21 protein-coding genes are annotated in these 26996 nt (G+C 74.0%); 7 read left to right on the plus strand and 14 right to left on the minus strand.

The window, feature by feature from the left end; genetic code table 11:
- Positions 1-38: 38 nt before the first annotated feature.
- On the plus strand, positions 39-884 hold the full coding sequence (locus tag QHG49_RS07725; protein WP_145486445.1) for an alpha/beta fold hydrolase: 846 nt from the start codon (positions 39-41) through the stop codon (positions 882-884).
- Positions 885-1051: 167 nt separating this feature from the next.
- On the opposite strand, the gene QHG49_RS07730 is transcribed toward QHG49_RS07725, so the two are convergent.
- The 5 genes from QHG49_RS07730 to QHG49_RS07750 form a co-directional block, all read right to left on the minus strand.
- Entirely contained in the window at positions 1052-2197 is a 1146-nt protein-coding gene (locus QHG49_RS07730; protein WP_159706156.1) for an XdhC/CoxI family protein, read from the minus strand.
- Between the two features lie 49 nt (positions 2198-2246).
- Positions 2247-3704, minus strand: a complete 1458-nt coding sequence (locus QHG49_RS07735) for an NCS2 family permease (protein WP_145486447.1) — start codon at positions 3702-3704, stop codon at positions 2247-2249.
- Between the two features lie 214 nt (positions 3705-3918).
- Positions 3919-6303: a xanthine dehydrogenase family protein molybdopterin-binding subunit gene (locus tag QHG49_RS07740; protein ID WP_301488089.1), complete on the minus strand. Its 2385-nt coding sequence runs from the start codon at positions 6301-6303 to the stop codon at positions 3919-3921.
- 2 nt (positions 6304-6305) lie between these two features.
- Positions 6306-6890, minus strand: coding sequence for a (2Fe-2S)-binding protein (locus QHG49_RS07745; protein ID WP_145486449.1), 585 nt, complete (start codon positions 6888-6890; stop codon positions 6306-6308).
- Positions 6890-7780 carry a xanthine dehydrogenase family protein subunit M gene (locus tag QHG49_RS07750; protein ID WP_145486450.1) on the minus strand — a complete coding sequence of 297 codons (891 nt, stop codon included), beginning with the start codon at positions 7778-7780 and terminating at the stop codon, positions 6890-6892. Before QHG49_RS07750 ends, QHG49_RS07745 begins: the two co-directional genes overlap by 1 nt.
- Before the next feature lie 295 nt (positions 7781-8075).
- On the opposite strand from QHG49_RS07750, the gene QHG49_RS07755 reads away from it, so the two are divergent.
- On the plus strand, positions 8076-9758 hold the full coding sequence (locus QHG49_RS07755; RefSeq protein WP_145486451.1) for a PucR family transcriptional regulator ligand-binding domain-containing protein: 1683 nt from the start codon (positions 8076-8078) through the stop codon (positions 9756-9758).
- A 165-nt stretch (positions 9759-9923) separates the two neighbouring features.
- On the plus strand, positions 9924-10691 hold the full coding sequence (locus QHG49_RS07760; protein ID WP_301488091.1) for a hypothetical protein: 768 nt from the start codon (positions 9924-9926) through the stop codon (positions 10689-10691).
- A gap of 147 nt (positions 10692-10838) precedes the next feature.
- On the opposite strand, the gene QHG49_RS07765 is transcribed toward QHG49_RS07760, so the two are convergent.
- Complete coding sequence (locus tag QHG49_RS07765) at positions 10839-11552, minus strand: GntR family transcriptional regulator (RefSeq protein WP_159706148.1); 714 nt, start codon at positions 11550-11552, stop codon at positions 10839-10841.
- A gap of 421 nt (positions 11553-11973) precedes the next feature.
- Here QHG49_RS07765 and QHG49_RS07770 point away from each other — a divergent pair, with 421 nt between their 5' ends.
- Positions 11974-13044, plus strand: coding sequence for a DUF2637 domain-containing protein (locus QHG49_RS07770; protein ID WP_159706146.1), 1071 nt, complete (start codon positions 11974-11976; stop codon positions 13042-13044).
- A 249-nt stretch (positions 13045-13293) separates the two neighbouring features.
- Here the strand turns inward: QHG49_RS07770 and QHG49_RS07775 are convergent, their stop codons facing one another.
- The 3 genes from QHG49_RS07775 to QHG49_RS07785 all read right to left on the minus strand — a co-directional run bounded on the left by QHG49_RS07775 (position 13294) and on the right by QHG49_RS07785 (position 17083).
- Entirely contained in the window at positions 13294-13686 is a 393-nt protein-coding gene (locus QHG49_RS07775) for an ATP-binding protein (RefSeq protein ID WP_145486689.1), read from the minus strand.
- A 598-nt stretch (positions 13687-14284) separates the two neighbouring features.
- On the minus strand, positions 14285-16027 hold the full coding sequence (locus QHG49_RS07780; RefSeq protein ID WP_301488093.1) for a pyruvate dehydrogenase: 1743 nt from the start codon (positions 16025-16027) through the stop codon (positions 14285-14287).
- A 105-nt stretch (positions 16028-16132) separates the two neighbouring features.
- Positions 16133-17083: a protein phosphatase 2C domain-containing protein gene (locus QHG49_RS07785; RefSeq protein WP_301488095.1), complete on the minus strand. Its 951-nt coding sequence runs from the start codon at positions 17081-17083 to the stop codon at positions 16133-16135.
- 1407 nt (positions 17084-18490) lie between these two features.
- Here QHG49_RS07785 and QHG49_RS07790 point away from each other — a divergent pair.
- Positions 18491-19480 (plus strand): LuxR family transcriptional regulator, encoded by a 990-nt coding sequence (locus QHG49_RS07790; RefSeq protein WP_145486487.1) that lies wholly within the window; start codon positions 18491-18493, stop codon positions 19478-19480.
- On the opposite strand, the gene QHG49_RS07795 is transcribed toward QHG49_RS07790, so the two are convergent.
- Positions 19458-20681 carry a GDSL-type esterase/lipase family protein gene (locus tag QHG49_RS07795; RefSeq protein ID WP_301488097.1) on the minus strand — a complete coding sequence of 408 codons (1224 nt, stop codon included), beginning with the start codon at positions 20679-20681 and terminating at the stop codon, positions 19458-19460. The genes QHG49_RS07790 and QHG49_RS07795 overlap by 23 nt on opposite strands.
- A 207-nt stretch (positions 20682-20888) precedes the next feature.
- On the opposite strand from QHG49_RS07795, the gene QHG49_RS07800 reads away from it, so the two are divergent.
- Entirely contained in the window at positions 20889-21266 is a 378-nt protein-coding gene (locus QHG49_RS07800) for a PPOX class F420-dependent oxidoreductase (protein WP_159706138.1), read from the plus strand.
- A 73-nt stretch (positions 21267-21339) separates the two neighbouring features.
- Here the strand turns inward: QHG49_RS07800 and QHG49_RS07805 are convergent, their stop codons facing one another.
- Genes QHG49_RS07805 through QHG49_RS07815 form a run of 3 tightly spaced genes read right to left on the minus strand, consistent with a single transcriptional unit; the run spans position 21340 to position 23456 of the window.
- On the minus strand, positions 21340-21537 hold the full coding sequence (locus QHG49_RS07805; RefSeq protein WP_301488099.1) for a hypothetical protein: 198 nt from the start codon (positions 21535-21537) through the stop codon (positions 21340-21342).
- 51 nt (positions 21538-21588) lie between these two features.
- Positions 21589-22065, minus strand: coding sequence for a methylated-DNA--[protein]-cysteine S-methyltransferase (locus tag QHG49_RS07810; protein ID WP_159706134.1), 477 nt, complete (start codon positions 22063-22065; stop codon positions 21589-21591).
- A complete protein-coding gene (locus tag QHG49_RS07815) occupies positions 22062-23456 on the minus strand; it encodes a DNA-3-methyladenine glycosylase 2 family protein (protein WP_301488102.1) in 1395 nt (464 codons plus the stop codon). Before QHG49_RS07815 ends, QHG49_RS07810 begins: the two co-directional genes overlap by 4 nt.
- A 268-nt stretch (positions 23457-23724) precedes the next feature.
- On the opposite strand from QHG49_RS07815, the gene QHG49_RS07820 reads away from it, so the two are divergent.
- Positions 23725-24237 carry a GNAT family N-acetyltransferase gene (locus QHG49_RS07820; RefSeq protein WP_301488104.1) on the plus strand — a complete coding sequence of 171 codons (513 nt, stop codon included), beginning with the start codon at positions 23725-23727 and terminating at the stop codon, positions 24235-24237.
- 39 nt (positions 24238-24276) lie between these two features.
- Here QHG49_RS07820 and QHG49_RS07825 read toward each other — a convergent pair whose 3' ends face one another.
- Entirely contained in the window at positions 24277-26994 is a 2718-nt protein-coding gene (locus tag QHG49_RS07825) for a SpoIIE family protein phosphatase (RefSeq protein WP_301488105.1), read from the minus strand.
- Between the last annotated feature and the right edge of the window lie 2 nt (positions 26995-26996).

Consider the following 26996-nt stretch of genomic DNA (forward strand, 5'->3'; position numbering starts at 1 on the left):
GAAGAGATGGCGCTGTGGTTCCTGTCTGGAATGGAGCCATGAGGAACGTATCTCTGACCGACACCGTTTTCGTTTTCGTGCACGGCGCCTGGCACGGCTCCGGACAGTGGGCGGCGACGCAGCGCGCGCTGGCCGGACTGGGCGCCGCGAGCGTGGCCGTCGACATGCCGGGGCACGGCTTCGACGCGCCCCTGCCCACCGGATACCTGCTGCCCGGTCAGCCGGGCCTGCTGACCGAGAAGTCCCGGCTCGCCCCCCTGACGATGGACGACTGCGCCGAGACGGTACTGAACGTCCTGCGCCAGGTGCGTCACCATCGCGCTGTCGTGCTCGTCGCGCACAGCGCGGGCGGCGGCCCCGCGTCCCTGGCCGCGGAGCGGGCGCCCGGGCTGGTGGACCGGATCGTCTACCTGTCCGCGTTCGTCCCGGGCGGGCGGCCGCGGTTCTTCGACTACCTGGGCTCACCCGAGAACGCCACCGCCCGGGGCGAGAACCTGAACCTCGGCGACCCCGGGGCCCTGGGCGCCGTACGGATCAATCCGCTCTCACCGGATCCCGCCTACCTCGACGAACTGCGGGAAACGTACTACCACGACACCCCCCTGGACCGCTTCGACCGGTGGCGGTCCGCGCTGAGCCCTGATCTGCCGCTGGCGATCCCGACGGCTCCGGTCACCCTGACCGCGGCACGGTGGGGACGAATTCCACGAACTTTCGTGCGCTGCGCCGAGGACCGGGCGCTCGCACCGGCCGCGCAGGACCTGATGATCGCGGAGGCCGACCGGGCCTTCCCCGGTAACCCGTTCAGCGTGCGTACCCTGCCCGGCGGCCACAGCCCGTTCGCCGCCCGGCCGAGCGAACTCGCCGTGGCCCTCGCCTCGTGAGCCGTAGCGGCTCGTGCGGGCCTCCCCGCCCCTGGGCGGGGGACGGTTCGCGGCCGGTGGCGGTGGCGGTGTGGGTGCCGGCCCGGTCCCCGGGGGCCGGGCGGCACACGAGGGTTCGGGTTCGGCGGGGGCCGAGCGGGACGCGGCAGCCCGCGTCTCCCGGGGGGTCAGGCCACCGAGCCGATCCGGGGTCGGGGTGCCGGGTCGTGGTGGATCGGGGTGTGGCCGCCGGTCAGGGTGGTGCCGGTGCCGCCGCGGCGGGCGGCGACGATCTCCGCGGCGATCGACAGGGCCGTCTCCTCGGGCGTACGGGCGCCGAGGTCCAGGCCGATCGGGGACCGCAGGCGGGACAACTCCCGCTCGGTGAGGCCGACTTCACGCAGGCGTCGGGCGCGGTCCAGGTGGGTGCGGCGGGAGCCCATCGCGCCGACGTAGGCGACCGGGAGGCGCAGCGCCACCTTCAGCAGCGGTACGTCGAACTTGGCGTCGTGGGTGAGGACGCACAGGACGGTACGGCCGTCGGTCCCGGTGCGTTCCAGATAGGCGTGGGGCCACTCGACCACGATCTCGTCGGCCTCCGGGAAGCGGGTGCGGGTGGCGAAGACCGGGCGGGCGTCGCACACGGTGACGTGATGGCCGAGGAACTTGCCGACCCGGACCAGCGCGGAGGCGAAGTCGATCGCGCCGAAGACGATCATCCGGGGCGGGGGCACGGAGGACTCCACCAGGACGGTGACCGGCGCCCCGCAGCGCGAGCCCCGGGCGCCGATCTCCACGGTGCCGGTGCGGCCCGCGTCCAGCAGGGCGCGGGCCTCGGCGGCGACGGTGCGGTCCAGTTCGGGGTGGGCGCCGTAACCGCCGTCGTACGATCCGTCGGGCCGGACCAGCAGGGCGCGGCCGGGGAGGCCGGCCGGGCCGGCCACGATCCGGGCGAGCGCCGCCGCCTCCCCCCGCGCGGCGGCGGCCAGCGTGGCCGCGATCACCGGCCGGGCGGGGTCGTCCGCCCGGACCGGCACCACCAGGATGTCGATGACGCCGCCGCAGGTCAGGCCGACCGCGAAGGCGTCCTCGTCGCTGTACCCGAAGCGTTCGAGGACGGTGTCCCCGTCCGTGAGCGCCTGCCTGCACAGCTCGTACACCGCGCCCTCCACGCACCCCCCGGAGACCGACCCGACGGCCGTGCCGTCGGCGTCCACCGCGAGCGCGGCACCGGGCTGCCGGGGCGCGCTGCCGCCGACGGCGACGACGGTCGCGACGGCGAAGTCACGTCCCTGGCCGATCCAACGGTTCAACTCCTCGGCGATGTCCAGCATCTGTCGGTCTCCTCAGGATGGTTGCCGGGAAGGGGGCGGCGGCGCGGCGCTAGTGGACGCCGAGCCAGCTCTCGACGGGGTGCAGCGCGAAGTACACGAGGAAGATCACGGTGAGCCCCCACATGAACGCGCCGATCTCCCGCGCCCTGCCCTGGGCCACCTTGATCGCCGTGTACGAGACGACTCCGGCCGCGACGCCCGTGGTGATCGTGTACGTGAACGGCATCAGGACGACGGTCAGGAAGACCGGGATCGCCGTGGCGCGGTCGCCCCAGTCCACGTGCCGCGCGTTCATCAGCATCATCGCGCCGATGACCACCAGCGCCGCGGAGGCCACCTCCTGCGGGACGATCGCGGTCACCGGGGTGAAGAACAGGCAGGCCGCGAAGAGCAGTCCGGTCACCGCGGACGCGAGGCCCGTGCGGGCGCCCTCGCCGACACCGGTCGCCGACTCGATGAAGACCGTCTGGCCGGAGCCGCCGGCCAGACCGCCGATCGCACCGCCCGCGCCGTCGATGAACAGCGCCTTGGACAGCCCCGGCATCCGCCCCTTGTCGTCGGCGAGCCCGGCCTCCGTGCCGACGCCGATGATGGTGGCCATCGCGTCGAAGAACCCGGCGAGCACCAGGGTGAAGACGATCACCGCGATGGTCATCCCGCCGACCTTGTCCCAGCCGCCGAAGCCGATGTGTCCGAAGAGCGAGAAGTCCGGCATCGAGACGGCGCCGCCGTGCAGTTCGGGGGCGCCGGACGCCCACTGGCGGGGGTCGATGACGCCGAGCCCGTTGAGGACGGCGGCGACGACCGTGCCGGAGACGATGCCGATGAGGATGGCGCCGGGGACGTTGCGGGCCTGGAGCATGAAGATCAGCAGCAGGGTGCCGGCGAAGAGCAGCACCGGCCAGCCGGTGAGCTGGCCCGCGGGGCCGAGGCTCAGCGGGCCGCCCTTGCCCTGGTGCACGAAGCCGGACTTGTAGAAGCCGATGAGGGCGATGAACAGGCCGATGCCCATGGTGATGCCGTGCTTGAGCGCGAGCGGGATCGCGTTCATGACCATCTCGCGCAGGCCGGTGACGACCAGCAGCATGATGACGACGCCGTACAGCACGCACATGCCCATCGCCTGCGGCCAGGTCATGTCGGGCACGACCTGCGCGGACAGGACGCCGGAGACCGAGAGGCCGGCGGCGAGCGCGAGGGGCACCTTGCCGACGAAGCCCATCAGCAGTGTGGTGAGGGCCGCGGCGAACGCGGTCGCGGTGATCAGGGCCTTCTGGCCGAGCGTGTCGCCCTGGACGTCCTTGCCGGACAGGATCAGGGGGTTGAGGAGCAGGATGTAGGCCATCGCCATGAAGGTGGTGACCCCGCCGCGCACCTCTCGCGCGACGGTGGATCCTCTCCGGGATATGTGGAAGTACCGGTCGAGCCAGGACCGGCCGGCCGGGACGCGGCTGCCGTCGCCGGCGTCCTCGGCCGTGGTCCTGGGCTCCACTGATGATCGGGTCATGGTGCCGTCTCCCAAGGTTCACAGGGGCACCCGGTCAACTCCATCGAGCTGAGCGGGATTTGGGATGTGCACGTAACCCGGGGGACGGCCCGGTGTGGCACGTATGGGGGGTGGGGGTGGGCCGGGAACGAGCGGTTGCCCGGCGTCGGGGTGCCGTCGCGCCCACCCGCGCCGCCTGGGGCGGCACGCGTGCCCGCGACGGCGGGGGGGTGTGTCAGGCCGTGCCCGTGAGGTGCTCCGGGCGTACCGGCGTCCGGTCGAGCTGGAGGCCCGTCGCCGCGCGGATCGCCGCGAGGACGGCCGGGGTCGAGGACAGCGTCGGGGCCTCGCCGATGCCGCGCAGCCCGTACGGGGCGTGCTCGTCGGCGAGTTCGAGGACGTCGACCGGGATGGTCGGCGTGTCGAGGATGGTCGGGATCAGGTAGTCCGTGAAGGAGGGGTTCCTGACCTTCGCGGTCTTCGGGTCCACGATGATCTCCTCCATCACCGCGACGCCCAGGCCCTGTGTGGTGCCGCCCTGGATCTGGCCGACGACGGAGAGCGGGTTGAGCGCCTTGCCGACGTCCTGGGCGCAGGCCAGTTCGATGACCTTGACGAGGCCGAGTTCGGTGTCGACCTCGACCACGGCGCGGTGCGCGGCGAAGGAGTACTGGACGTGGCCGTTGCCCTGACCGGTGCGCAGGTCGAAGGCCTCGGTCGGCCGGTGCCGCCACTCCTCCTCCAGCTCCACCGCCTCGTCCTCCAGGACGTCGACCAGGTCGGCGAGCACCTCGCCGCCGTCGGTGACGACCTTGCCGCCCTCCAGCAGCAGCTCCGCGGTGGCCCAGGCGGGGTGGTAGGAGCCGAACTTGCGCCGGCCGATGTCCAGGACCCGTTCGCGGACCAGCTCGCAGGCGTTCTTGACGGCGCCGCCGGTGACGTACGTCTGCCGGGAGGCGGAGGTCGAACCCGCCGAGCCCACCTGGGTGTCGGCGGGGTGGATGGTGACCTGGGCGACGCCGAGCTCGCTGCGGGCGATCTGGGCGTGCACGGTGACACCGCCCTGGCCGACCTCCGCCATCGCGGTGTGCACGGTGGCGACCGGCTCGCCCGCGATCACCTCCATGCGCACCCGGGCGGTGGAGTAGTCGTCGAAGCCCTCGGAGAAGCCGACGTTCTTGATGCCGACCGCGTAGCCGATCCCCCGGACGACGCCCTCGCCGTGCGTGGTGTTGGACAGGCCGCCGGGCAGCTGCCGTACGTCGGCGCCCTCGCTGGACTCCCACTGGCGCTCGGGCGGCAGCGGCATCGCCTTGACGCGGCGCAGCAGCTCGGCGACCGGCGCCGGGGAGTCGACCGGCTGCCCGGTGGGCATGACCGTGCCCTGCTCCATGGCGTTCAGCTGCCTGAACTCCACCGGGTCCAGGCCGAGTTCCTTCGCCAGCTTGTCCATCTGGGCCTCGTACGCGAAGCACGCCTGGACCGCGCCGAAGCCGCGCATCGCGCCGCAGGGCGGGTTGTTGGTGTAGAGGGCGATGGCCTCGATGTCGACGTCGTCCACGACGTACGGCCCGATGCTCAGCGAGGAGGCGTTGCCGACGACGGCCGGGGAGGCGGAGGCGTAGGCGCCGCCGTCCAGGACGATCCGGCATGTGACGTGGGTCAGCTTGCCGTCGCGGGTGGCGCCGTGCTCGTAGTACAGCTTGGCCGGGTGGCGGTGGACGTGGCCGAAGAAGGACTCGAACCGGTTGTAGACGATCTTGACGGGCTTGCCGGTGCGCAGCGCCAGCAGGCAGGCGTGGATCTGCATGGACAGGTCCTCGCGGCCGCCGAACGCGCCGCCGACGCCGGACAGCGTCATCCGCACCTTGCGCTCGGGCAGGCCGAGTACGGGCGCGATCTGGCGCAGGTCGGAGTGCAGCCACTGGGTGGCGATGTAGAGGTGGACACCGCCGTCCTCCTCGGGCACCGCGAGCCCGGACTCGGGGCCGAGGAAGGCCTGGTCCTGCATGCCGAAGGTGTACTCGCCCCTGACGATCACATCGGCCCGGGCGGCGGCAGCGGCGGCGTCGCCGCGCACGATCGGCTGGCGGTGCACGATGTTCGGGTGCGCGACATGCCCGATGTGGTGGTCGTCGCGGTGCTCGTGGACGAGGACGGCGTCCGGTCCGAGGGCCGACTTCTCGTCGATGATCACGGGGAGTTCGCGGTACTCCACCTTGATCTTGGCGGCGGCGCGGCGGGCGGTCTCCGGGTGGTCGGCGGCGACGATCGCGACCGGCTCCCCGTGGTGGCGCACCTTGCCGTGCGCGAGGACCGGGGTGTCCTGGATCTCCAGGCCGTAGTGCTTCACCTCGGTGGGCAGGTCGTCGTACGTCATGACGGCGTACACGCCCGGCAGGGCGAGGGCCTCGGCGGTGTCGATGGAGACGATCTCGGCGTGCGCGACGGTGGAGCGCAGGATCTGGCCCCACAGCATGTCCTCGTGCCACATGTCCGAGGAGTAGGCGAACTCGCCGGTGACCTTGAGGGTGCCGTCGGGGCGCAGGGTGGACTCGCCGATGCCGCCCTTGGTGCCCGAGCCCTGGGTGATCTTCGCGGGAACTCCGTTGGCCGGCATGGTCAGACCCCCTCGGACTGGCGGGCGGCGGCCAGGCGGACCGCGTCCATGATCTTCTCGTAGCCCGTGCAGCGGCACAGGTTGCCCGACAGCGCCTCGCGGATGTCGGCGTCGGACGGGTTGGGGTTGCGCTCCAGGAGTTCGTCGGAGGCGACGAGCAGGCCCGGGGTGCAGAAGCCGCACTGGACGGCGCCGGCGTCGATGAACGCCTGCTGGACCGGGGCGAGTTCGGCGCCCTCGCCGGCCTGGGAGTCGGTCCCGCCCTTGGCCGCCCAGCCCTTGGCGGCGTCCAGGCAGACGCCGTCGGAGGCTTGGCCGGAGCCGCCGCGGGAGCGCTGCCGGGCGTGGTCGGCGAGGCCCTCGACGGTCACCACGTCCCGGCCCTCGGCCTGTCCGGCCGCGACCAGACAGGAACAGACCGGCACGCCGTCGAGCCGTACCGTGCAGGATCCGCACTCACCCTGTTCGCAGGCGTTCTTGGAGCCGGGCAGGCCGAGCCGCTCGCGCAGCACGTAGAGCAGGGACTCGCCCTCCCAGACGTCGTCGGCCTCCTGCGGGCGTCCGTTGACGGTGAAGTTGACGCGCATCACGCAGCTCCCTCGGTGCGGCGGGTGCCGCGGTACGACTCCCAGGTCCAGGTCAGCGTCCGGCGGGCCATGACGCCGACCGCGTGCCGGCGGTAGCTCGCGGTGCCCCGGACGTCGTCGATCGGGTTGCAGGAGGCGGCGCACAGGTCGGCGAACTGCTTGGCGACGGCGGGGGTGATGGTCTTCCCGTTGTCCCAGAAGCCGCCCTCCGCGAGCGCCGCGTTCAGGAACTCCTCGGCGGCCTTGGCGCGCACCGGTGTGGGCGCGGCCGAGCCGATGCCGGTGCGCACGGTGCGGCTCTCGGGGTGCAGGGCGAGGCCGAAGGCGCACACGGCGATGACCATGGCGTTGCGGGTGCCGACCTTGGAGTACTGCTGGGGGCCGTCCGCCTTCTTCACATGGACGGCGCGGATCAGTTCGTCGGGCTGGAGCGCGTTGCGCTTGACGCCGGTGTAGAAGTCGTCGATCGGGATCATCCGGGTGCCGCGCGCCGCCGACGCCACCTCGACCTCGGCGCCCGCGGCGAGGAGGGCGGGGTGGGCGTCGCCGGCGGGCGACGCCGTACCGAGGTTGCCGCCGACGCCGCCGCGGTTGCGGATCTGCGGGGAGGCGACCGTGTGCGAGGCGAGCGCGAGGCCCGGCAGCTCGGCACGGAGCCGTTCCATGATGGTGCTGTACGGCACGGAGGCACCCAGCCGCACGGAGTCCTCGCCGGTCTCCCATTCGTAGAGATCGACGACGCGGTTGAGGTCGAGCAGGTACTCGGGCCTGCGGTGGTCGAAGTTGATCTCGACCATCACATCGGTGCCACCCGCAATCGGCACAGCGGTGGGATGCGCGGCCTTCGCGGCGAGCGCCTCCTCCCAGCTGGCGGGGCGAAGGAAGTCCATGACCGGCTCTCTTCTTCGTCTCGGGGTTCTGCGGATTTGAGCCAATCCGTGTGCGGCGGGCCCGGCTCGTTCCTGTCGTGTTGACGTGGAGTGGAGTCAGTACACCGCCGTGTACTCCGACGGGGTCAGTCACCGAAACCATGAAGGAGTTCGCTGGCCAGGGGAAGCATCTTGTAGATTCGTATGAACGGAGGACATCGGTAACCTCTCCGTTTTCCCGAGGAAACGGCCACACGCCCGTCACCCTCCGAAGATCCATCGTAGGTTTCGAGACACAGAAACGGCGGCAACTGAGATGCGGCTGCGCGCACTGCTGGACACCGACGCGCTGGGCCTGCTGCTGCTCGGCGGCGAGGACGAGCTGGACCGCTCGGTGCGCGGTGTGATGACGACCGACCTGCGGGACCCGAGCCGCTACCTCGCCGGTGGCGAGCTGGTGCTGACCGGGCTCGCCTGGCGGCGGGACGCGGCGGACTCCGAGCCGTTCGTGCGCCTGCTGGTGCAGGCCGGGGTGGCGGCCCTCGCGGCGGGCACCGCCGAGCTGGGCGGGGTGCCGGAGGACCTGGTCGCGGCCTGCGCCAGGCACCGGCTGCCGCTGCTCGCGGTGGACGAGTCGGTGGCCTTCGCGACGGTCACCGAGCATGTCGTACGACAGGTGTCCGGTGAGCGCGCCGGGGACCTGGCCGCCGTGGTGGACCGGCACCGCCGGATGATGACCTCGGGCCCGGCGGGCGGCGGCCCCGATGTGGTGCTCGACCTGCTCGGCACCGACCTCGACCTGCGCGCCTGGGTGCTCTCCCCCACCGGCCGGCTGATCGCCGGCTCCAAGGTGGCGGGCCCCGAGCTGCCCGCCGGGACCTGCGCCCGGCTGGCCGCCGAGCAGCTGGCCGCCACCCGCACCGGCCGGCGCGGCCCGCACCGGGTCCAGCTGGACGGTACGACGTACTCGCTCTTCCCGATCCGCTCCTCGGGGCGCACCCCGGGCGCCGCGCGCGATGTGCGCGAGACGGTGCTGTCGGACTGGCTGCTGGCCGTGGAGGCGGACGCGAGCGACTGGGACGGGCAGCGGATGGACCTGCTCCAGGGCGTCACCCAGCTGATCGCCGTGGAGCGCGACCGCCGGGAGGCGGCCCGTACGGTACGGCGCCGGCTCGCCCAGGAGGTCCTGGAGCTGGTGCAGACGGGCGCGGCGCCAGCGGAGATCGCGGCCCGGCTGCGGGTGGCCGCGCCGGTGCTGCTGCCCGGTCTCGGCGCGGCTCCGCACTGGCAGGTCGTGGTGGCCCGGGTGGAGTGGGACGGCGAGGAGATCGAGGGCGGCCCGGTGGCCCAGTCGCTCCTGGAGGAGGTGCTGGTCGACCCGCTGGCGACCGGCCCCGAGCCCGCCGACCGGATCGCCGTGGCGCACACCGGGGACGAGGCGGTGGCGCTGGTGCCGCTGCCCGCCGTACCGGCCGTCGCCGCGGACCGGGCGGGCGCGGAGACCGGGCTGCTCGCCGACGCGCTGCTCCAGGTGGTGCGCGAGCCGCTGTCGGCGGGCCTGGACGGCGACGGGCGGCTCACGCTCGGCGTCAGCGCGGCCGTGCACTCGGCGGAGGGCCTGCGCGGCGCCCTGGAGGAGGCACGGCACGCCCGCCGGGTGGCGGCGGCCCGGCCCGGCCGGGTCTGCGCGGCCGGGCACCAGGAGCTGGCCAGCCATGTGCTGCTGCTGCCGTTCGTCCCGGACGATGTGCGCCGCGCCTTCACGGCCCGGCTGCTCGACCCGCTGACGGACTACGACCGCCGGCACCGCGCGGAGCTGATACCGACCCTGGAGGCGTTCCTCGACTGCGACGGCTCCTGGACCCGCTGCGCCACCCGGCTGCATCTGCACGTCAACACGCTGCGCTACCGCGTCGGGCGGATCGAGCAGTTGACGGGACGGGACCTGTCGCGGCTGGAGGACAAGCTCGATTTCTTCCTGGCGCTGCGGATGAGCTGAGCCGGGCGGGGCGAAGCGGACCAATCGCGTCCGCGCCACGCCCCCACGACTTTGTGAAATCTTTCACCCACCCCCTTGGCCAGGTGTGGCGATCGGTGCTGGAATGCCGCCACCACTCAACAGCCCGATGGCGTGCCTGGGGAGGTCAACGTGGCGTATACCGCCATGTCTGGGAACGGAACGACCGACGGTGACGATCCTCTCCAGACCGCGGTATGGCGGTTGCGCTCGCGGGCCTGCTGGGCCGACGCCGCGGCCCTGCTGCCGGGGGACACGCCGGGCGCGGCGCTGCAACGGGCGATGCTGCTGGTGGAGCGCTGCCTGTACACGGAGGGCGGCTGGGCGGACGCGGAGGACGCGCTGCGTACGGCGGAGGCGCTCGCGCACACCGACGAGGAGCGGGGCGCGGCCGCCTGCGAGCGCGGGCAGCTCGCGTACGCCGCGACGCTGCACGGCGTCCGGGACCGGGTGGACGAGGCGCGGGCCGCGCTGGGGCGGGCGGCGGCGCTGATCCCGCCGGGGGCGGCGGGGCGGGCGCTGCTGGACTTCCGGCGGGGGCTGCTCGCGGAGAACCTGTCCCGCTCCCCGCAGGCGGCGCGCGCCGCGTACCGCCGGGCGCACGCGGGCGCGACCGCGCACCCCGATCCACTGCTGCTGTCGTTCACCTGGCGCCATCTCGCCGGACTCGCCCTGCGGGACGGGGAGTTGGCGGAGGCGCGGCACGGGTTCGCCGAGTCCCTGCGGATCCGGGAGGAGCTGGGGTACCTCGTGGGTACGGCGCCCGCGCTGGTGTCGCTGGCGGACACGGAGGACGAACCGGCGGCGACCCGGCTGCGGGACGAGGCGCGGCGGCTGTTCCGCCTCCTGGGGGGCGTGCCGACGTGGCTGGCGGCGCAGCTGGTGCCTCCGGCGGCGGGGCCGGTCACGGCGTGAGGAGGGCGCGGGGGTGTGCGGGAGGGAGCGTGCGGGGGGGGCGCGGGGAACCGTGCGACGAGCCACGACGGATCCGCGCCGGTACCGGCACCCGCGCCCGGGTACGGCCGCCCGTGCCTGCTCCACCCGCGCCCGTTCCGGCTGCGCTCAGGCCGCGCCCGCGAAGTGTTCCGCCACCAGTTCCCGCACCACCTCGAAGTCCCGGGACACCAGCGCCTCCAGCAGGGACACATGCTCCGCCGCGTCCGCGACGAGGTCCGCGCGGGCGTGCCGGACGGGGCCGCCGACCAGGGGCCACTGGGCGCGGCGGTGCAGGTCGCAGGCGATGCGGACCAGTTCGTCGTTGCCGGAGAGGGCCAGCATCGCGCGGTGGAAGGCGCGGTCGGACTCGGCGTACGTCGCGGGGCAGCCGGACGCCGCCGCGCGGACCGTGTCCTGGGCGAGCGGCCGCAGCTCGGCCCAGCGCGCGGCCGGGACCGTACGCGCGAGGCGCAGCATCACCGGGACCTCCAGCAGCTCCCGCACCTCCGCCAGCTCGGCCAGCTCCCGCACGCCCCGCTCGACCACCCGGAACCCGCGGTTGGGCACCACCTCGACGGCGCCCTCCAGGGCCAGCTGCTGCATCGCCTCGCGCACGGGCGTCGCCGAGACCCCGAAGCGGTCCCCGAGCAGCGGCGCCGAGTACACCTCGCCCGGCTTCAGCTCGCCCGCGACCAGCGCCGTGCGCAGCGCCTCCAGGATCTGCCCGCGCACCGAGGCCCGCTGTATCACGGGCCGCCCGTCCTCGGGCCGGCGCGGGCCGGGAACCAGTCCCTCACTGTGCGTGTACGCCGCCGCGGAGCCCTGCGCGCCCTGCCTCACGGGGTCCTCCTGGCGGCTTGTCGGTACTTGGGGTCATTAACGACGGGTTGTCGGTTGTTCGTCAAGCACCCTAGACGTACCGAGCGGTACGTCAAACTCGATCGAGGTCGGTCAGCACGGTCGATCGGGGGTGAGCGGACCCCCGCGGTCCACTAAGATCAACTCGAATCGGGCCGCCGCGCACGGACAGGTGATTCACAACTTCCTCACCTCTCGCAGGAACTTTCCGTTGAACCATCCGTACGGGTAGTCTTATTCGAACTCAACTCCCGCCCCTCATGCGGCAGTTCGAGCAGATCGCCGTCCCTGGTCATCCCCTCGCACCTCCTTGGCGGCCTCTTGCCGCGAAACCCCCTGAGGGCCGCCCGGAGTGGGTCAATATGGCGGGCGTTACGCCCTATCCCAATGCAAGGGACCCCTGATGAGACTGACCGACATATCGCTGAACTGGCTGCTTCCGGGCGCCGTACTGCTCCTGGGCATGGTGGCGGCGGTAGCGGTGCTCGCGCGCGGAAAGCGCTCCTCCGGGGAGAACGCGAGTGCGGACGACTCCTGGGAGCGCAGCGAGGAGCGCCGGCGCCGCAAGGAGGCCATCTACGGCACCGCCTCCTACGTGCTGCTGTTCTGCTGCGCGGCGGTGGCGGCCGCGCTGTCCTTCCACGGCCTCGTCGGCTTCGGCGAGCAGAACCTGGGCCTGACCGACGGCTGGCAGTACCTGGTGCCGTTCGGCCTCGACGGTGCGGCCATGTTCTGCTCCGTCCTCGCGGTGCGCGAGGCCAGCCACGGTGACGCGGCCCTCGGCTCGCGCATCCTCGTATGGATGTTCGCCGCGGCCGCGGCCTGGTTCAACTGGGTGCACGCGCCGCGCGGCGTCGACCACGCGGGCGCCCCGCAGTTCTTCTCCGGCATGTCCCTGTCGGCCGCCGTCCTGTTCGACCGCGCGCTCAAGCAGACCCGCCGCGCCGCGCTGCGCGAGCAGGGCCTGGTGCCGCGTCCGCTGCCGCAGATCCGCATCGTGCGCTGGCTGCGCGCGCCCCGCGAGACCTACAAGGCGTGGTCGCTGATGCTCCTGGAGGGCGTGCGCAGCCTGGACGAGGCGGTCGAGGAGGTCCGCGAGGACAACCGGCAGAAGGAGCAGTCGCGCCTGCGCAGGCGCGAGCAGCAGCGGATGGAGCGCGCCCAGCTCAAGGCCATCAGCCGGGGCCACGGCCGCTTCGTGAACCGGGTCGGCGGCGGCCGGCAGGTCGAGGTGCAGGCGGTGGAGCGCGGCTCCTCGGGCGCCACCACCGCGGAGCCTGCCATAGCGGCCGCGGAACAGCTGCCGGTGCCCTCCCGTCCCTCCCTCCAGCCGGTCCGCAAAGGGTCTGAGCCCGTGGCCAAAGGGTCCGAGCCGGTGACCGTCGACCTCACCGCCGAGGACGACACCATGGCCCTGCCCCGACTGGACTCCCTGGAGCGCAAGCTCAAGGAGATGGAGCAGCAGTTCGGCTAGGGTCTTTCGTTTGGATCAGGCCGGATCAGAAAGCGGGGTCTGGTGCCGTCCGTCGCAAGGCGGAGGGGGGCGACATGGCGGAGCCATGGCAACCGACGACAACGCCGCGAGGCGCGGCACCAGGGCCCGCGAGCCCGGCGTGATCCGAACGAGAGGCCCTGGGAGCGAGTGGAGTTCATGGGCCGGGGGTGTGACCGTACGGGTCGCGCCCCCGGCCCATGTCCGCACCCGGCCCCCGGCCGTCGCCGCTCACGCCGCCTCGGCGCCCAGTTCGAACCACACCGATTTGCCGACCCCGTGCGGCCGTACGCCCCAGGCGTCCGCGAGCGACTCCACCAGGACCATGCCCCGGCCGTGGGTGTCGTCGTCCGGGTCCGGGGTGCGCACCTGGGGTCTTCGGGGCACGAAGTCCCGTACCTCCACCCGGAGTCCGCCCGGTGCCACGACCGCGGTGAGCACGGCGTCGTCGTCGGTGTGCACGAGCGCGTTGGTGACCAGTTCGCTGGTGAGCAGCTCGGCGATCTCCGAGCGTCCCGGCTTGCCCCAGTCCCGCAGCAGCTCGCGCAGCTCCCGGCGGGCCTCGGGCACCGAGCGCAGATCCGCCCGCCCGAGCCTGCGCCACAGCCGCTGCGGCGGCTCCACGACCCGGCCGCGCCCGCCGCGCCGCTCCCGTCCGTCCCGCCCGTCCCGCCCGTCCTGCAAGGAATCGTCGACGGGAATCCGCACCAGGCGACCCGGTGGCTCCCCGGTGGCCGGCGCGGACCGCGGTTCACCGACGGCCTGTACCCGCCGTGGCTCCCCTACGGTCCGTACGGTGCCCACCGCCTCCCGGGCGCCGCCCAGGACTTCCCCCGGGGTCTCCCCCGTGCCGTCCCCCGGTTCCGCGGAGGGGATCCCGGTGGTCACGGGACCGCCTCCTCGCGCCTGCCTCTCCATGGCCCCCGCCCGCACGCCGCTCGAACCCTGCCCCTCCTGGTCGAACACGTTCACGGGGGGATGCTTGCCCAGTGGACCAACGGCCAGTCCTGGCCCCGGCCCGATGACCGGCGGTTCGGCCACTCCCGGGGCCCTCCGCAGCCGGGCGCGGGACGGCCGAGGGGACCCGGTGAGGGCCCTCGGGGCGGCCGCCTGACGCCGCTGACGCCCCGTGACGGCCGGACCGCCGCGCCCGGCACAGCCGGTCGGCATGTCGTCACGGGCCGTGAAACTGGCCGAAATCAACTCCCTGGACCGGGTGGTGTCAGGGCCGGGGCACGTTGCGCAGGTTGGAGCGGGCCATCTGGACCATGCGGCCGACCCCGCCGTCCAGCACGATCTTGGAGGCGGACAGCGCGAACCCGGTGACCATCTCGGCGCTGATCTTCGGCGGGATGGACAGGGCGTTGGGGTCGGTGACGATGTCCACCAGGGCCGGTCCCTTGTGCCGGAACGCGTCCTTGAGCGCCCCCGCGAGCTGCTTGGGCTTCTCCACCCGCACCCCGTACGCCCCGCACGCGCGGGCCACGGCGGCGAAGTCCGGGTTGGCGTTGGCGGTGCCGTACGCGGGCAGTCCGGAGACCATCATCTCCAACTCGACCATGCCGAGCGAGGAGTTGTCGAACAGCACGACCTTGACCGGAAGGTCCTGCTGCACCAGCGTCAGGAAGTCGCCCATCAGCATGGCGAATCCGCCGTCGCCCGACATCGACACCACCTGCCGGCGCCGGTCGGTGAACTGCGCGCCGATCGCCATGGGCAGCGCGTTGGCCATCGAGCCGTGCGAGAAAGAACCGATGATCCTGCGGCGGCCGTTGGGCGAGATGTAGCGCGCGGCCCAGACGTTGCACATGCCGGTGTCGACGGTGAACACCGCGTCGTCGTCGGCGACTTCGTCCAGGACGGCGGCCACGTACTCGGGGTGGATCGGGACGTGCCGGTCGACCTTCCTGGTGTACGCCTTGACCACGCCCTCCAGCGCGTCGGCGTGCTTCTTCAGCATCCGGTCCAGGAAGCGCCGGTCGGTCTTCTCCTTGACACGCGGGACGAGGCACCGCAACGTCTCGCGCACATCGCCCCACACGGCGAGGTCGAGCCGGGAGCGCCGGCCGAGCACCTCGGGCCGTACGTCGATCTGGGCGATCCGCACATCGTCGGGCAGGAAGGCGTTGTACGGGAAGTCGGTGCCGAGCAGGATCAGCAGATCGCACCCGTGGGTCGCCTCGTAGGCGGCGCCGTAGCCGAGCAGCCCGCTCATGCCGACGTCGTACGGGTTGTCGTACTGGATGAACTCCTTGCCGCGCAGGGCGTGTCCCACCGGGGACTTGACCTTCTCGGCGAACTCCATGACCTCGGCGTGCGCCCCGGCCGTGCCGCTGCCGCAGAACAGGGTGACCTTGCCCGCCTGGTCGATCATCTCCACGAGGGCGTCGATCTCGGCGTCGCCGGGGCGGACGGTGGGCCGGGAGGTGACCAGGGCGCTCTGCGCGGCCTTCTCCGGGGCCGGTTCGGCGGCGATGTCGCCGGGCAGCGCGACCACGCTGACGCCGCTCTGGCCGACCGCGTGCTGGATGGCGGTCTGGAGCAGCCGGGGCATCTGCTTGGGGCTGGAGATCAGCTCGCTGTAGTGGCTGCACTCCTGGAAGAGCCGGTCGGGGTGGGTCTCCTGGAAGTACCCGAGGCCGATCTCGCTGGAGGGGATGTGGGAGGCGAGGGCGAGCACGGGGGCCATGGAGCGGTGAGCGTCGTACAGGCCGTTGATGAGGTGCAGGTTGCCGGGGCCGCAGGAGCCCGCGCAGGCGGCCAGCTTCCCGGTGATCTGGGCCTCGGCGCCGGCCGCGAAGGCGGCGGTCTCCTCGTGGCGGACGTGCACCCAGTCGATATGGGAGTGCCGGCGGACGGCGTCCACGATCGGGTTGAGGCTGTCGCCGACGACGCCGTACAGGCGGCGCACGCCGGCGCGGACGAGGATGTCGACGAACTGCTCGGCTACGTTCTGCTTGGCCATGTTCTCTCGTCTGCCCCTTCCGGGGTCCGGGATCCGTGCGGGACCCCGGACCCGTCCCGGATCCGTGCGTGGTGCCCCGGTTCCATGGAGGCACACGAGGGGCGGTTACGCCTCCCACAGGGCCGCGGCCGTACGGTCGTCGGCGTAGCCCTTGACCCGTACCCGGGCGTCGGCGAGGAACGCGGCGAGGCCGGGCGCGCGGCGGCCGGACCAGCGCCGGGACAGATAGGCGCTCAGGGCGGGCTCACCGCGCAGCGGCTCCGCGAGGCCCTGGGTGCACATCAGCAGCGCATCACCCGGGCGGGCTAGCGAGACCTGGAAGCGGAAGGGGTCGCGGGCGGGCGGGGGCGGCTCGGGCCGGGGTTCGTACGGGTCCGGCGGGGCGGGGAGGCCGAGGTCGAGGGTGAGGCGGTCGTCGTCCTCGGCGGGCCCGGGTGCCCGGGGCGGGGCGGGGGGCTCGTCCGCCGTGGCGCGCGGCTCGATGTCCCGCCAGGTGCCGTCCCGCAGCAGGAAGAGGCCGCCGTCGCCGACGCCGAAGAAGACACGGGTACGGCAGTACGGGTCGGCGGGCAGCAGCAGGCAGCGCAGGGTGGCCGTGTACTCCTCGGGCCGTGCGCCCCGTTCGGCGGCGCTCGCGCGGAGCCGGCCGAGGCCCCGGTCGGTGAGCCGGTGCAGGCCCGCCTTCAGGTCGGCGCGGCGGGTGGCGCGGATGTCCTCGGCGAGCCGCCGGTGGCTGCGGCCCACCGCCCGGCCGATCCAGCGGCACGCCTCGGCCGCCGCGAGGTGCGCCTCGGGGGTGGCCCGGGCGCCGGTGGCCATCGCGACGAGTACGAGGGCGTGTTCGCCGGTGCCGAACCGCGCGGTCAGCAGCGCGTCCCGGCGCGGCTCGCCCCGGTAGCGCGCCGAGTCCCCGCTCAGCGACACCGACCGCAGCGTCCACGTCCCGTACCGGGCCCCGTCCAGGACGGTGTCCGGCACCAGCTCCCCCAGCTCCTCGGGCTCGGCCTCGGGGAGGGCGGTGGGCTCGGGATCGTAGGTGGGCGGCCCGGACCCCACGAAGTCGAGAGCCGAGGCGGGCTCGGGGACGGAAGGGGACTCGCGGACCGGACGCCGTGCGGGAAGGTCGGGCCGGGCCGACTGGACGGGGAGGACGTGACGGGCGGGGGCGTCGGGGAGCCTCGGGGCGCCGGGCGGGGCGGGGTTGTCGGGGGGCCTGGGGGTGCGGGGCGGGGTGGGGTGGTCGGGGGGCCTCGGGGCGCCGGGCGGGGTGGGGGCAACGGGCGTTACCGGTACGTCGGTCGAATCCGTGGCGTCGGACGCGGCCCGGCCGTCGGGCGAACCCGGAATGTCGCCCCACGGCGGGGCATCGGCCGGTGCCTCGGCATCGGACGCCCTCCGGACGCCGGGCGGAGCCGCGCCACCGGACGGGCCCGGAGCCTCGGACGCCGGGCCCGGAACGTCACCCCAGGACGAACCGTCCGCCGGAACCACGACATCGGACGCCCCCCGAACGCCGGACGATGCCACACCAGCGGACGGCCCCGGAACATCGGGCGTGCCCGGCGCATCGGCCCGAGACGGGGCGTCAGCCGAAACCTCGGCACCATCCGACGGTGTCCGGGCGTCAGGCGGGACCACGTCATCGTGCGGACCCCAGGCGTCGTGCAGACCCTGGGCATCACGCGGATCCGGCGCGTCGACCGGAGACGGAACACCCACCGGAGCCCGGCCGTCCACCGGAGCCGCAGCATCGGACGCTCCCCGAGCCCCACTTGGAACCCCGCCATCCGACGGACCCGGAACACCCGGCCTGCCCGGAGCGTCGGCCGAGGACGGGGCGTCGGCCGGGGACGGGGCGTCGGCCGAGGACGGGGCGTCGGCCGAGGACGGGGCGTCGGGCGGCGCCTGCGCATCGTCCGGGGCCGGTCTCTCCCGCACCGTGTTCCGGGCCGAGGTGAAGCGGTCGTCCAGGGAGTCGGGCGTGGTCGTCGGGCCCGTGTCCCCGGTGGCGTCGTCGTACAGCTGACCCCACCAGTCGTCCTCGGGACGGGCGGTGGGCCTTCCCCCCTGCTGGCTCATGCCCTGATTGTCACCACGCGGGCGCGGGGAAAACGGGGCATCGGGAAATTCCGGCCGCGAAAAGGTGAACGGCCGCCGGACGGCCCCACCCCCCACGGGGGGACCGCCCGACGGCGTGCTCGGTCCTCGCGGACCGGACTGTGTCGGCCACCCGACGGGTGGCCGGATCGCGGCGCACCGATGGCTGCCGTACCGAGGCCCACCTTGGCAGACACACCTGTGATCCGGCGATGATGGCGGCGGCGGGTTTACGCCGTGGCCGGTTCCCGCCAGCCATGGCCCTCGGCGACGGCCTGTTCTCGGACGGCCGGTGCCCGGGACGCCGTGCACTCAGGTGGCTTGTACGTACGTACTCGGGGCGTACTCAGGGGAGGGACGCGGGCGATGCTGACGGCGATAGGTCTGGACGACCGGCACGAGGCGGCGTACCGGGCGCTGGTGGCGGTGGGCGCGGCCGATGTGGCCGATCTGGCACGGCGGTTGACGCTGGGGGTGCCGGACACCGAGCGCGCGTTGCAGGGGCTGGAGCGGCAGGGGCTCGCGGCCCGTTCCTCGGCGCGGCCCGGCCGTTGGGTGGCGGCGCCGCCCGCGGTGGCGCTGGGCGCGCTGCTCACCCGGCAGCGGCACGAGCTGGAGCGGGCCGAGCTGGCGGCGGCGCTGCTCGCGCGGGAGTACCGGGCGGCGGCGGCCGAGCCCGCGGTGCACGACCTGGTGGAGGTGGTGACCGGCGCCTCGGCGGTCGCGCAGCGCTTCCTCCAGCTGCAACTGGGCGCCGCCGATGAGGTGTGCGCGCTGGTGACCGGGGATCCGGTGGCGGTGACCGCGCCGGAGAACGAGGCGGAGGAGCAGGCGACCGGGCGCGGGGTGCGCTACCGGGTGGTGGTGGAACGGGCGGTGCTCGATCTGCCGCAGGCGCTCGGCGGGTTGACGGAGGCGCTCGGCCGGGGCGAGCGGGTGCGGATGGCGGACCGGGTGCCGACGAAGCTGGTGGTGGCCGACCGCTCGCTCGCGATGGTGCCGCTGACCTCGCACAGCGCGGAGCCGGCCGCGCTCGTGGTGCATGCCAGCGGTCTGCTGGAGCTGCTGGCCGGGCTGTTCGAGTCGGTGTGGCGGGAGGCGCTGCCGCTGCGGCTGAACACGGACGGCGCGGCGGAGGAGGTGCCGGACGGTCCGGACGCCACCGATCTGGAGGTGCTGTCGCTGCTGCTGGCCGGGCTGACAGACGCGAGCGTGGCCAAGCAGCTGGATCTGGGCCTGCGCACCGTGCAGCGCCGGGTGAAGCGGCTGATGGAGCTGGCCGGGGTGACCACCCGGCTCCAGCTGGGCTGGCACGCCTACGAGCGCGGCTGGGTCACCCGTGGCCGCCCGGACTGATCCGGCCGAGCGCCCTCCGGACCGTCTCCGCCACCGCCGCCATCCCGGCGTCGGTGAAGTGCAGATGGTCGCCGGGGTCGTACGCCGGGCGGATCCGGGTCGGCTCGGCCGGGTCGCGGACGGCCGCGTCGGCGTCGGCGACCGCGTCGAAGGCGCCGCCGGTGCGGATGAAGGCGTTGATCCGCTGCCGTACGTCCTCGCGGCCGTCGGTGTAGGCGGCGTAGCCGCGGAACGGGGTGAGGGTGACGCCGACGACCCGGATGCCCCGGGCGTGGGCGCGGGAGACGAGGGTGCGGTAGGCGTCGGCGTAGGCGGCGGGGTCGTTGGCCGGGGGCAGGCCCTTGATGTCGTTGATGCCCTCGAGGACGACGAGGATGCGGGCCCCGGCCCGGTCGAGGGCGTCGGCGTCGAGGCGGGCGAGGGCGCTGGGGCCGGTGCCGTCGCGCAGCAGCCGGTTGCCGCTGATCCCGGCGTTGAGGACGCCGAGCCCGTGGTCGCGCAGCCGGGCGGCGAGCCGGTCGGGCCAGCGGCGGTCGGTGTCCGGGGTGGATCCGGTGCCGTCGGTGAGGGAGTCGCCGAAGGCCACGACGCTGCCGGTGGCGCGGCCGAGGACGTCGACGCCGGTCACGTAGTACCAGGACTTGATGATCGTCCGGTACGACGACCCGCTCGTGTCATCGGCATGGCCCGCGCCCTCGGGGGCCACGTAGCTGGTCTGGAGGGCGCTCGCGTGGTAGGTGGCGCGGCCGTCGTCCTCGGGTGTGTACACGGTGACGAGGAGGTCGGCGGCGTCCGGCACGGCCAGCGGCACCCGGTCGCTGACGGTGTCCCGCCCCGCCGGGACGGTCGTTGCGGGGGCGCCCTTGAAGGTGACGGGGCGCAGGGTACCGGGTGCGGCGTCCGGGCCCTGGGCCCGGCGCAGCGCCACGGTGACCGCCCCGAGCCGCAGCGGCTCGGTGCCGAGCCGGTTGCTGATCCGGACCCGTACGGCGGTGCCGCCGACGCTGAGCCGGACGACGTTGCGGATCGCCGCGCCGGGCCGCGCGGCGGTGGTCCCGGAGGGCGCGGTCTCCCAACTTCCGCTCCAGCGGGGCGCGGTGTGGACGACACCGGGTGCGGCGGCGACGCCGACGGTGGCCCGGGTGCCCGGCAGGGCCAGCGCCAGCAGCAGGACCGTGAGGACCCGTTTCACCTTGCCCATGTGCGCCCGCCCTTCCCCGTGCTCCGCCGGAGGCGACCGTGTCACAGCGGCGGCCCGCGTCGCCGTAAGTCGGCCGCGATTCCACCCGGTCGGCCCAATGGGCGAGGGGCGGGAGGTGTCGACACGGGCTCGTGAGCCGGGTGTAGGACGCGGGGCGTAGGACGTTCAGCCGATGCGGGCGGCGGCGGGGGGTGCTTGGCTGCTGTCATGACCGGATTCAGCGCGGCGGAACTGTCGTATCTGCGCTCCCAGCGCCTCGGCCGGATGGCCACCGTCGATCCCCGGGGCCGGCCGCAGGCGAACCCTGTCGGCTACCGCCTCCAGGACGACGGCACGATCCTGATCGGCGGCTACGCGATGGGCACCACCAAGAAGTGGCGCAATCTGCGGGAGAACCCGAGGATCGCGCTCGTCGTGGACGACATCGTGAGCGTCGATCCCTGGCGGGTGCGCGGTGTCGACATCCGGGGCACGGCCGAACTCCTCGTCGGGCCTCACGAGTTGGGGCCGCAGCTCAGTGAGGAGGTGATCCGGATCCACCCCGAGCGCGTGCTCAGCTGGGGCCTTGAGGAGCCTTCGCCCTGACGCGGGCGAGTTGCTCCCGGGGCAAGCCGCTGACGCCGAGGCCGACCGGCAAGGCCGGCTGACGCCCCGGAGTTCACACCCCGAAGACCGACGCGAGTCCGGCGGCCGGCACGAAGAGCAGGACGGCGGCGAAGACGACGACCACCGGCTCGGCGCCGGAGCCGGGCCTGGTCCTGGCACGGATCCCGGAGGCATTTCCGGTGCCCCAGGTCATCCAGAGGGGTGCCGAGAGGAAGAAGCCGAAGAAGAGCACCGTCACAAGGCCGTTCACGTCCAGGTCCTCCGACCGCACCAGGCGTACCACGGCCCGGTCAGCATACGGCTACCCCGCGAGCGCGCCCTCCAGGGTCAGCAGACGGGTCTTGCGGGTGAGGCCGCCCGCGTAGCCGGTCAGGGAGCCGTCGGCGCCGATGACGCGGTGGCAGGGGCGCACGATCAGCAGGGGGTTGGCGCCGAGGGCACCGCCGACCGCGCGGACGGCGGCGCGCGGGGCGCCGATGCGGGCGGCCAGTTCGCCGTAGGTGAGGGTGCTGCCGTACGGCACCTCGTCGACGGCGGCCCAGACCCGTCGGCGGAACTCGGTGCCGGACGCCCGCAACGGGAGCCGGAACTCCTTGAGTTCACCGGCGAAGTAGGCGTCGAGCTGTTCGCGTACCTCGGCGAACGGTTCCGGGTCCTCCCGCAGTCCGGCGGGGACGTCCCGCGCGCAGTGCAGCGAGGTGAGGGTGCCGTCCGGGTCGGCGGTGAGCAGCAGCCGGCCGAGGGGCGTGTCGAGGTGGGTGAAGCTTCCGGCGGTCATCGGGGCAACTCTCCTGCCGTGTAGAGGTGTTGGGTGGCATAGGTCCGCCAGGGGCGCCAGGCGTCGGACGCCTGGACGCCGGGCGGGGTCACATCGGGGTCGCCGAGCGCGCGGGCCCGGATCAGCGCGGCGGTGGCCGCGTCCATCCCCGGCAGCGCGAGCAACTCCCGCTGTGCGTCGTCCCGGTCGGCGCCGGGGTCGAGGCGGAGGGTGCCGTCGGCGAGGGCGGCGGCGAGCGCGGAGAGCGGGGCGGGCACACCGTGGGGCGGTGCGAGCGCCGCCGCCTCCGGGAAGAGGTGGGTGAGGGCGCCGTCCGGGGTGTCGAGGGTCTTGCCGTACGCCTCGACCAGGCGCCCGCACCCGGCCGGGCCCAGCAGCGCGCGGGCCGCCGCCTCCAGGGGGTCGACGGCACCGGGGGCGCGCAGCCCGGGGCGGGCCTCGACCAGGGGGGCGAGACGGGGATCGGCGCTCAGGCGCTCGTCGACGGCGTACGGGTCGGCGTCCAGGTCGAACAGCCGGCGCAGTCGCTGCACGGCGGTGGTGAGGTCCCGCGGGTCGGTGAGGTGCAGCCGCGCGTCCAGCCAGCCGCCCGGATGGGTGCCGGTGCCCGCGCGCGGCGCCCGGGTGCGCTCGGCGACGGCGGCGATCCCGGTGCCGTACGGCAGCCGCAGGGTGCGCCGGTAGGTGCGCGCGCCGGGCCGTCCCGTGACCTCCTCGACCCCCGGCACGGCCTCCCGCGCGAGCTGGTCGAAGACGGCGGCGGCCTGGTAGGGGCCACGGTGGGCGAGCCGCAGCGGGATGCCGGTGCCGTCGGCGGCCCGGCGGGCGCCGTCGCGCGGGGCGGCCGTGCGCACCTCGGTCGGGGTGGCCGCGTACACCTCGCGGACCGTGTCGTTGAACTGCCGCACGCTGGCGAACCCGGCGGCGAACGCGATCTCGGTGACCGGCAGCCCGGTGGTCTGGAGCAGGACCCGCGCGGTGTGCGCCCGCTGCGCGCGGGCCAGTGCCACCGGTCCCGCGCCCAGCTCGGTGGTGAGCTGGCGCTGCACCTGCCGGGCGCTGTAGCCGAGCCGGGTGGCGAGCCCGGCGACGCCCTCGCGGTCCACCACGCCGTCGGCGATCAGCCGCATGGCCCGGCCGACGACGTCCGCGCGCACGTTCCACTCCGCCGAGCCGGGCACCGCGTCCGGCCGGCAGCGGCGGCAGGCCCGGAACCCGGAGCGCTGGGCGGCGGCGGCCGTCGGATAGAACCGCACATTGCGCCGTCTGGGGGTCACCGCGGGGCAGCTGGGCCGGCAGTAGATCCCGGTCGTCTCGACGGCGAAGAAGAACGCGCCGTCGAACCGTCCGTCCCGGCCGCGCACCGCCTCGTACCTGCTGTCCTCGTCCATCACAGGTCCCAGTGTGGCCCGCCGCCCGGACCACGGCTGGCGGAAAACGGACACGCAGTCCGCCCGGTAGGATGGCGGGGTTCGTGTTCGATCAGGAGCGGAAGACGCGGGAGGTGGGGTCGATGACCGCGCTCATGGCCACCGTGTGCGGTGTCCGGGTCTCCCTCATGCCCCGGGCCGTGGCCTGACCCTCCTGTCGCCGCCCCGCCGAGAGCGTGAGCTCGCGGGGCCACCACACGAACCTCTCCCTGAACGGACATCCGACATCATGGGCAACACCTGGATCTCGCGCGCCGAGACCGGCGCCGACATTCCCGCCGTCCGCGACATCAATCTCGCCGCCTTCCCGACCCCCGCCGAGGCCGACCTGGTCGACGCCCTGCGTGCCGATCCGGCCGCCTGGGTCGAGGGGCTCTCCCTCGTCGCGGTGGACGAGGCCGACCGGCCGGTGGGGCACGCGCTGCTCACCCGGTGCCATATCGGCACCGCGCCGGCCCTGGCCCTGGCCCCCTGCGCGGTCCGGCCGGAGCTTCAGCGGACCGGCGCGGGCACCGCGGCGATCCACGCCGCCCTGGCCGCGGCGCGGGCGCGGGGCGAACACCATGTGGTCGTCCTCGGGCATCCCGCCTACTACCCCCGGTTCGGGTTCACCCGTGCCTCGGACCACGGCATCCGTCTGACCGTCGACGTCCCCGACGACGCCCTGATGGCGCTGAGCCTCGACGCCGGCCGTCCGCTCCCCGGCGGCACCGTCCACTACGCCGCCGCGTTCGGCATCTGACCCCACGCCCCGGTCCGGCCAGATCAAGGACGGGAGCCGCTAGATGCTCTCCCACTGGTCCAGGATGTCGTCCGCGCTGTCCGCCGCGTCCGCGCCGGCGGCCGGTGCCGGGGTGTCCTCCTGGGGGGACAGCTCGGCCCAGATCACCTTGCCGCGGGCGGTGTAGCGGGTGCCCCAGCGGGAGGCGAGCTGGGCGACGAGGAAGAGTCCGCGGCCGCCCTCGTCGGTGGCCGCGGCCCGGCGCGGATGCGGGGCGGTGCTGCTGCCGTCGGCGACCTCGCAGATCAGGCCCCGGTCGTGGAGGAGGCGGACGCGGATGGGCGGGGAGCCGTAGCGGACCGCGTTGGTGATCAGCTCGCTGAGGATCAGCTCGGCGGTGTAGCCGAGGTCGCCGAGCCCCCATGCCTCCAGCGTGGCGGCGCACTCGGCGCGGACCGGGCCCACGGCCGCCGGATCGCGGGGCACCTCCCACTCGGCCACGTGTTCGGGGCCGAGCAGCCGGGTGCGGGCCACCAGCAGGGCGACGTCATCGATCGGCCGGGCGGGCAGCACCGCGTCCAGGACGGCCGTGCACAGGGCCTCGGGGCCGTCCCCCGCCGGGCCCGCCAGGGTGTCGCGCAGCAGGTCGAGGCCGGCGCCGATGTCCCGCTGCCGGTCCTCCAGCAGCCCGTCGGTGTACAGCACCAGGTACGAGCCCTCGGGCAGCTCCAGCTCCAGCGTCTCCACCGGCATGCCGTCGCCGAGGCCCAGCGGCGGGGAGACCGGCACGTCGGGGTAGGTGGCGGTGCCGTCGGGCAGCACGAGGGCGGGGCCGGGGTGTCCGGCCCGCGCGATGGTGACGCGCCCGGCGACCGGGTCGTAGACCGCGTACAGGCAGCTGGCGCCGGTGACGTTCGCGATGCCGTCGCGCGCGACCCGCCCGTCCCGCAGCAACCCGTCGGACTCCCCCGCGCCCTGGGCGTCGCCCCGCTCGTCGCTGTCGATGCGGCTGACCAGTTCGTCCAGGTGGACGAGGAGTTCGTCGGGGCTGAGGTCGAGCGCGGAGAAGTTGGCCACGGCGGTGCGCAGCCGGCCCATGGTGGCCGTCGCGTGCAGCCCGTGTCCCACGACATCGCCGACGACGAGGGCCACCCGGGCGCCGGGCAGCGGGATGACGTCGAACCAGTCGCCGCCCACCCCGGCCTGCGCGGGCAGATAGCGGTAGGCCACCTCCAGCGCGGACTGGTCGGGGACGCGGCGCGGCAGCAGGCTGCGCTGGAGGGTGACGGCGGTGGTGTGCTCGCGGGTGTAGCGGCGGGCGTTGTCGATGGCGAGCGCGGCCCGCGCCACCAGTTCCTCGGCGACCGCCTGGTCCTCCTCCTCGAACGGCTCGGCGTCCGCATTACGCCAGAAACTCGCCACACCCATCAGGACGCCCCGGGCGCGCACCGGCACCACCAGCATCGAGCGGATGCCATGGGCGAGGATGCGGCGCGCGTTGTCGGGGTCGTTGCGCTCCCATCCGCCGTCCTGGCGCAGATCGGGTTCCAGGACCGGGGCGCCGGTGCCGAGGCCGATGGCCTGCGGGGTCTGGGAGGCGAAGTCCACGAGGGTGCCGACGGGGTAGAGCGGGTGGCCGGTGTCGATGGCGGTGAGGGCCGTACGACGCATCATCGTGCCCTCGGGCTCCCCGCCGCGCAGGATCGAGTCGAGGAGGTCCACACAGGCGTAGTCGGCGAACCGGGGGACGGTGAACCGGGTCAGTTCCTCGGCGGTGCACCCTACGTCGAGGGTGGTGCCGATCCTGCTCATGGCGTCGTACAGCAGCCGCAGCCGCCGCTGGGCGACGGCGGCGCGCCCGGCGACGGCCCGCAGCTCGGTGGTGTCGCGCAGGGTGACGATGCTGGAGGGCCGGCAGCCGTGCGGCGCGGTCGGGCGGACGCTCACCGCGAGCAGCCGGTCGCCGGCCTCGCACACCTCGTCGGTCGCGGGGCGGGCGGAGGACAGCAGGGCGGCGAGGGACGGGGCGAGTCCGAGGTCGGTGAGCGGGTGGCCCTCGGCGTCCTCGGGGAGGCCGAGCAGGCGCCGGGCCTCGTCGTTGGCGAGCAGCAGGGTGCCGTCGACGCCGACGATGAGGACGCCCTCGCGGGCGGCGTGCAGCACGGCGTCGTGGTGATCGTACATCCGGCGCAGCTCGGCCGGTTCCAGGCCGCGGGTCTGGCGCCGCAGCCGGCGGTTGACCAGGGCGATGCCGCCCGTCGCCAGCAGCAGCGCGCCGCCGCCGGACGCGAGCAGCAGGGGCAGCTGCCGGATCACCTGGTGGTGGATGTTGCGCACGGTGATGCCCGCGGTGACCAGTCCGACGACCTTGGCGTGGTCGCCCAGCACGGGGACGGTGGACTCCACGGCCACGCCGATGGGGGTGTTCAGGGTGTAGGTGCGCGCGTGTCCGTGCAGCGGCTGCGCGTAGTCGCCGATCACATGTCGGCCGATGAGGTGGGCGTTGGGGTGGGTCCAGCGGATGCCGGCCGGGCTGAACGCCACGAGGTAGTCGATGCCGGTCTCCTTGCGGACCTGCTCGGCGTGGGGTTGCAGCAGGGGTGAGGGGTCCGGGGAGTTCATCGCGGCCAGGGTGCCGGGGGCGTGGGCGAAGCCGGCGGCGGCGGCGAAGGTGCGTTGCCGCGCCTCGTTCACACCGGCCTGCCTGGCCTGGACCACCAGGACGGTGCCCGCCGCCACACCGAACAGCAGCAGGATGATCAACTGAAGTACGAACATCT

The sequence above is a fragment of the Streptomyces sp. WP-1 genome, from assembly GCF_030450125.1.
Classification (GTDB): Bacteria; Actinomycetota; Actinomycetes; order Streptomycetales; family Streptomycetaceae; genus Streptomyces; species Streptomyces incarnatus.

Coding starts and splice junctions, on each gene's coding strand:
- QHG49_RS07725 (WP_145486445.1), top strand. CDS start 39: ATGAGGAACGTATCTCTGACCGACACCGTTTTCGTTTTCGTGCACGGC.
- QHG49_RS07730 (WP_159706156.1), bottom strand. CDS start 2,197: ATGCTGGACATCGCCGAGGAGTTGAACCGTTGGATCGGCCAGGGACGT.
- QHG49_RS07735 (WP_145486447.1), bottom strand. CDS start 3,704: ATGACCCGATCATCAGTGGAGCCCAGGACCACGGCCGAGGACGCCGGC.
- QHG49_RS07740 (WP_301488089.1), bottom strand. CDS start 6,303: ATGCCGGCCAACGGAGTTCCCGCGAAGATCACCCAGGGCTCGGGCACC.
- QHG49_RS07745 (WP_145486449.1), bottom strand. CDS start 6,890: ATGCGCGTCAACTTCACCGTCAACGGACGCCCGCAGGAGGCCGACGAC.
- QHG49_RS07750 (WP_145486450.1), bottom strand. CDS start 7,780: ATGGACTTCCTTCGCCCCGCCAGCTGGGAGGAGGCGCTCGCCGCGAAG.
- QHG49_RS07755 (WP_145486451.1), top strand. CDS start 8,076: ATGCGGCTGCGCGCACTGCTGGACACCGACGCGCTGGGCCTGCTGCTG.
- QHG49_RS07760 (WP_301488091.1), top strand. CDS start 9,924: ATGTCTGGGAACGGAACGACCGACGGTGACGATCCTCTCCAGACCGCG.
- QHG49_RS07770 (WP_159706146.1), top strand. CDS start 11,974: ATGAGACTGACCGACATATCGCTGAACTGGCTGCTTCCGGGCGCCGTA.
- QHG49_RS07780 (WP_301488093.1), bottom strand. CDS start 16,027: ATGGCCAAGCAGAACGTAGCCGAGCAGTTCGTCGACATCCTCGTCCGC.
- QHG49_RS07790 (WP_145486487.1), top strand. CDS start 18,491: ATGCTGACGGCGATAGGTCTGGACGACCGGCACGAGGCGGCGTACCGG.
- QHG49_RS07795 (WP_301488097.1), bottom strand. CDS start 20,681: ATGGGCAAGGTGAAACGGGTCCTCACGGTCCTGCTGCTGGCGCTGGCC.
- QHG49_RS07800 (WP_159706138.1), top strand. CDS start 20,889: ATGACCGGATTCAGCGCGGCGGAACTGTCGTATCTGCGCTCCCAGCGC.
- QHG49_RS07810 (WP_159706134.1), bottom strand. CDS start 22,065: ATGACCGCCGGAAGCTTCACCCACCTCGACACGCCCCTCGGCCGGCTG.
- QHG49_RS07815 (WP_301488102.1), bottom strand. CDS start 23,456: ATGGACGAGGACAGCAGGTACGAGGCGGTGCGCGGCCGGGACGGACGG.
- QHG49_RS07820 (WP_301488104.1), top strand. CDS start 23,725: ATGGGCAACACCTGGATCTCGCGCGCCGAGACCGGCGCCGACATTCCC.
- QHG49_RS07825 (WP_301488105.1), bottom strand. CDS start 26,994: ATGTTCGTACTTCAGTTGATCATCCTGCTGCTGTTCGGTGTGGCGGCG.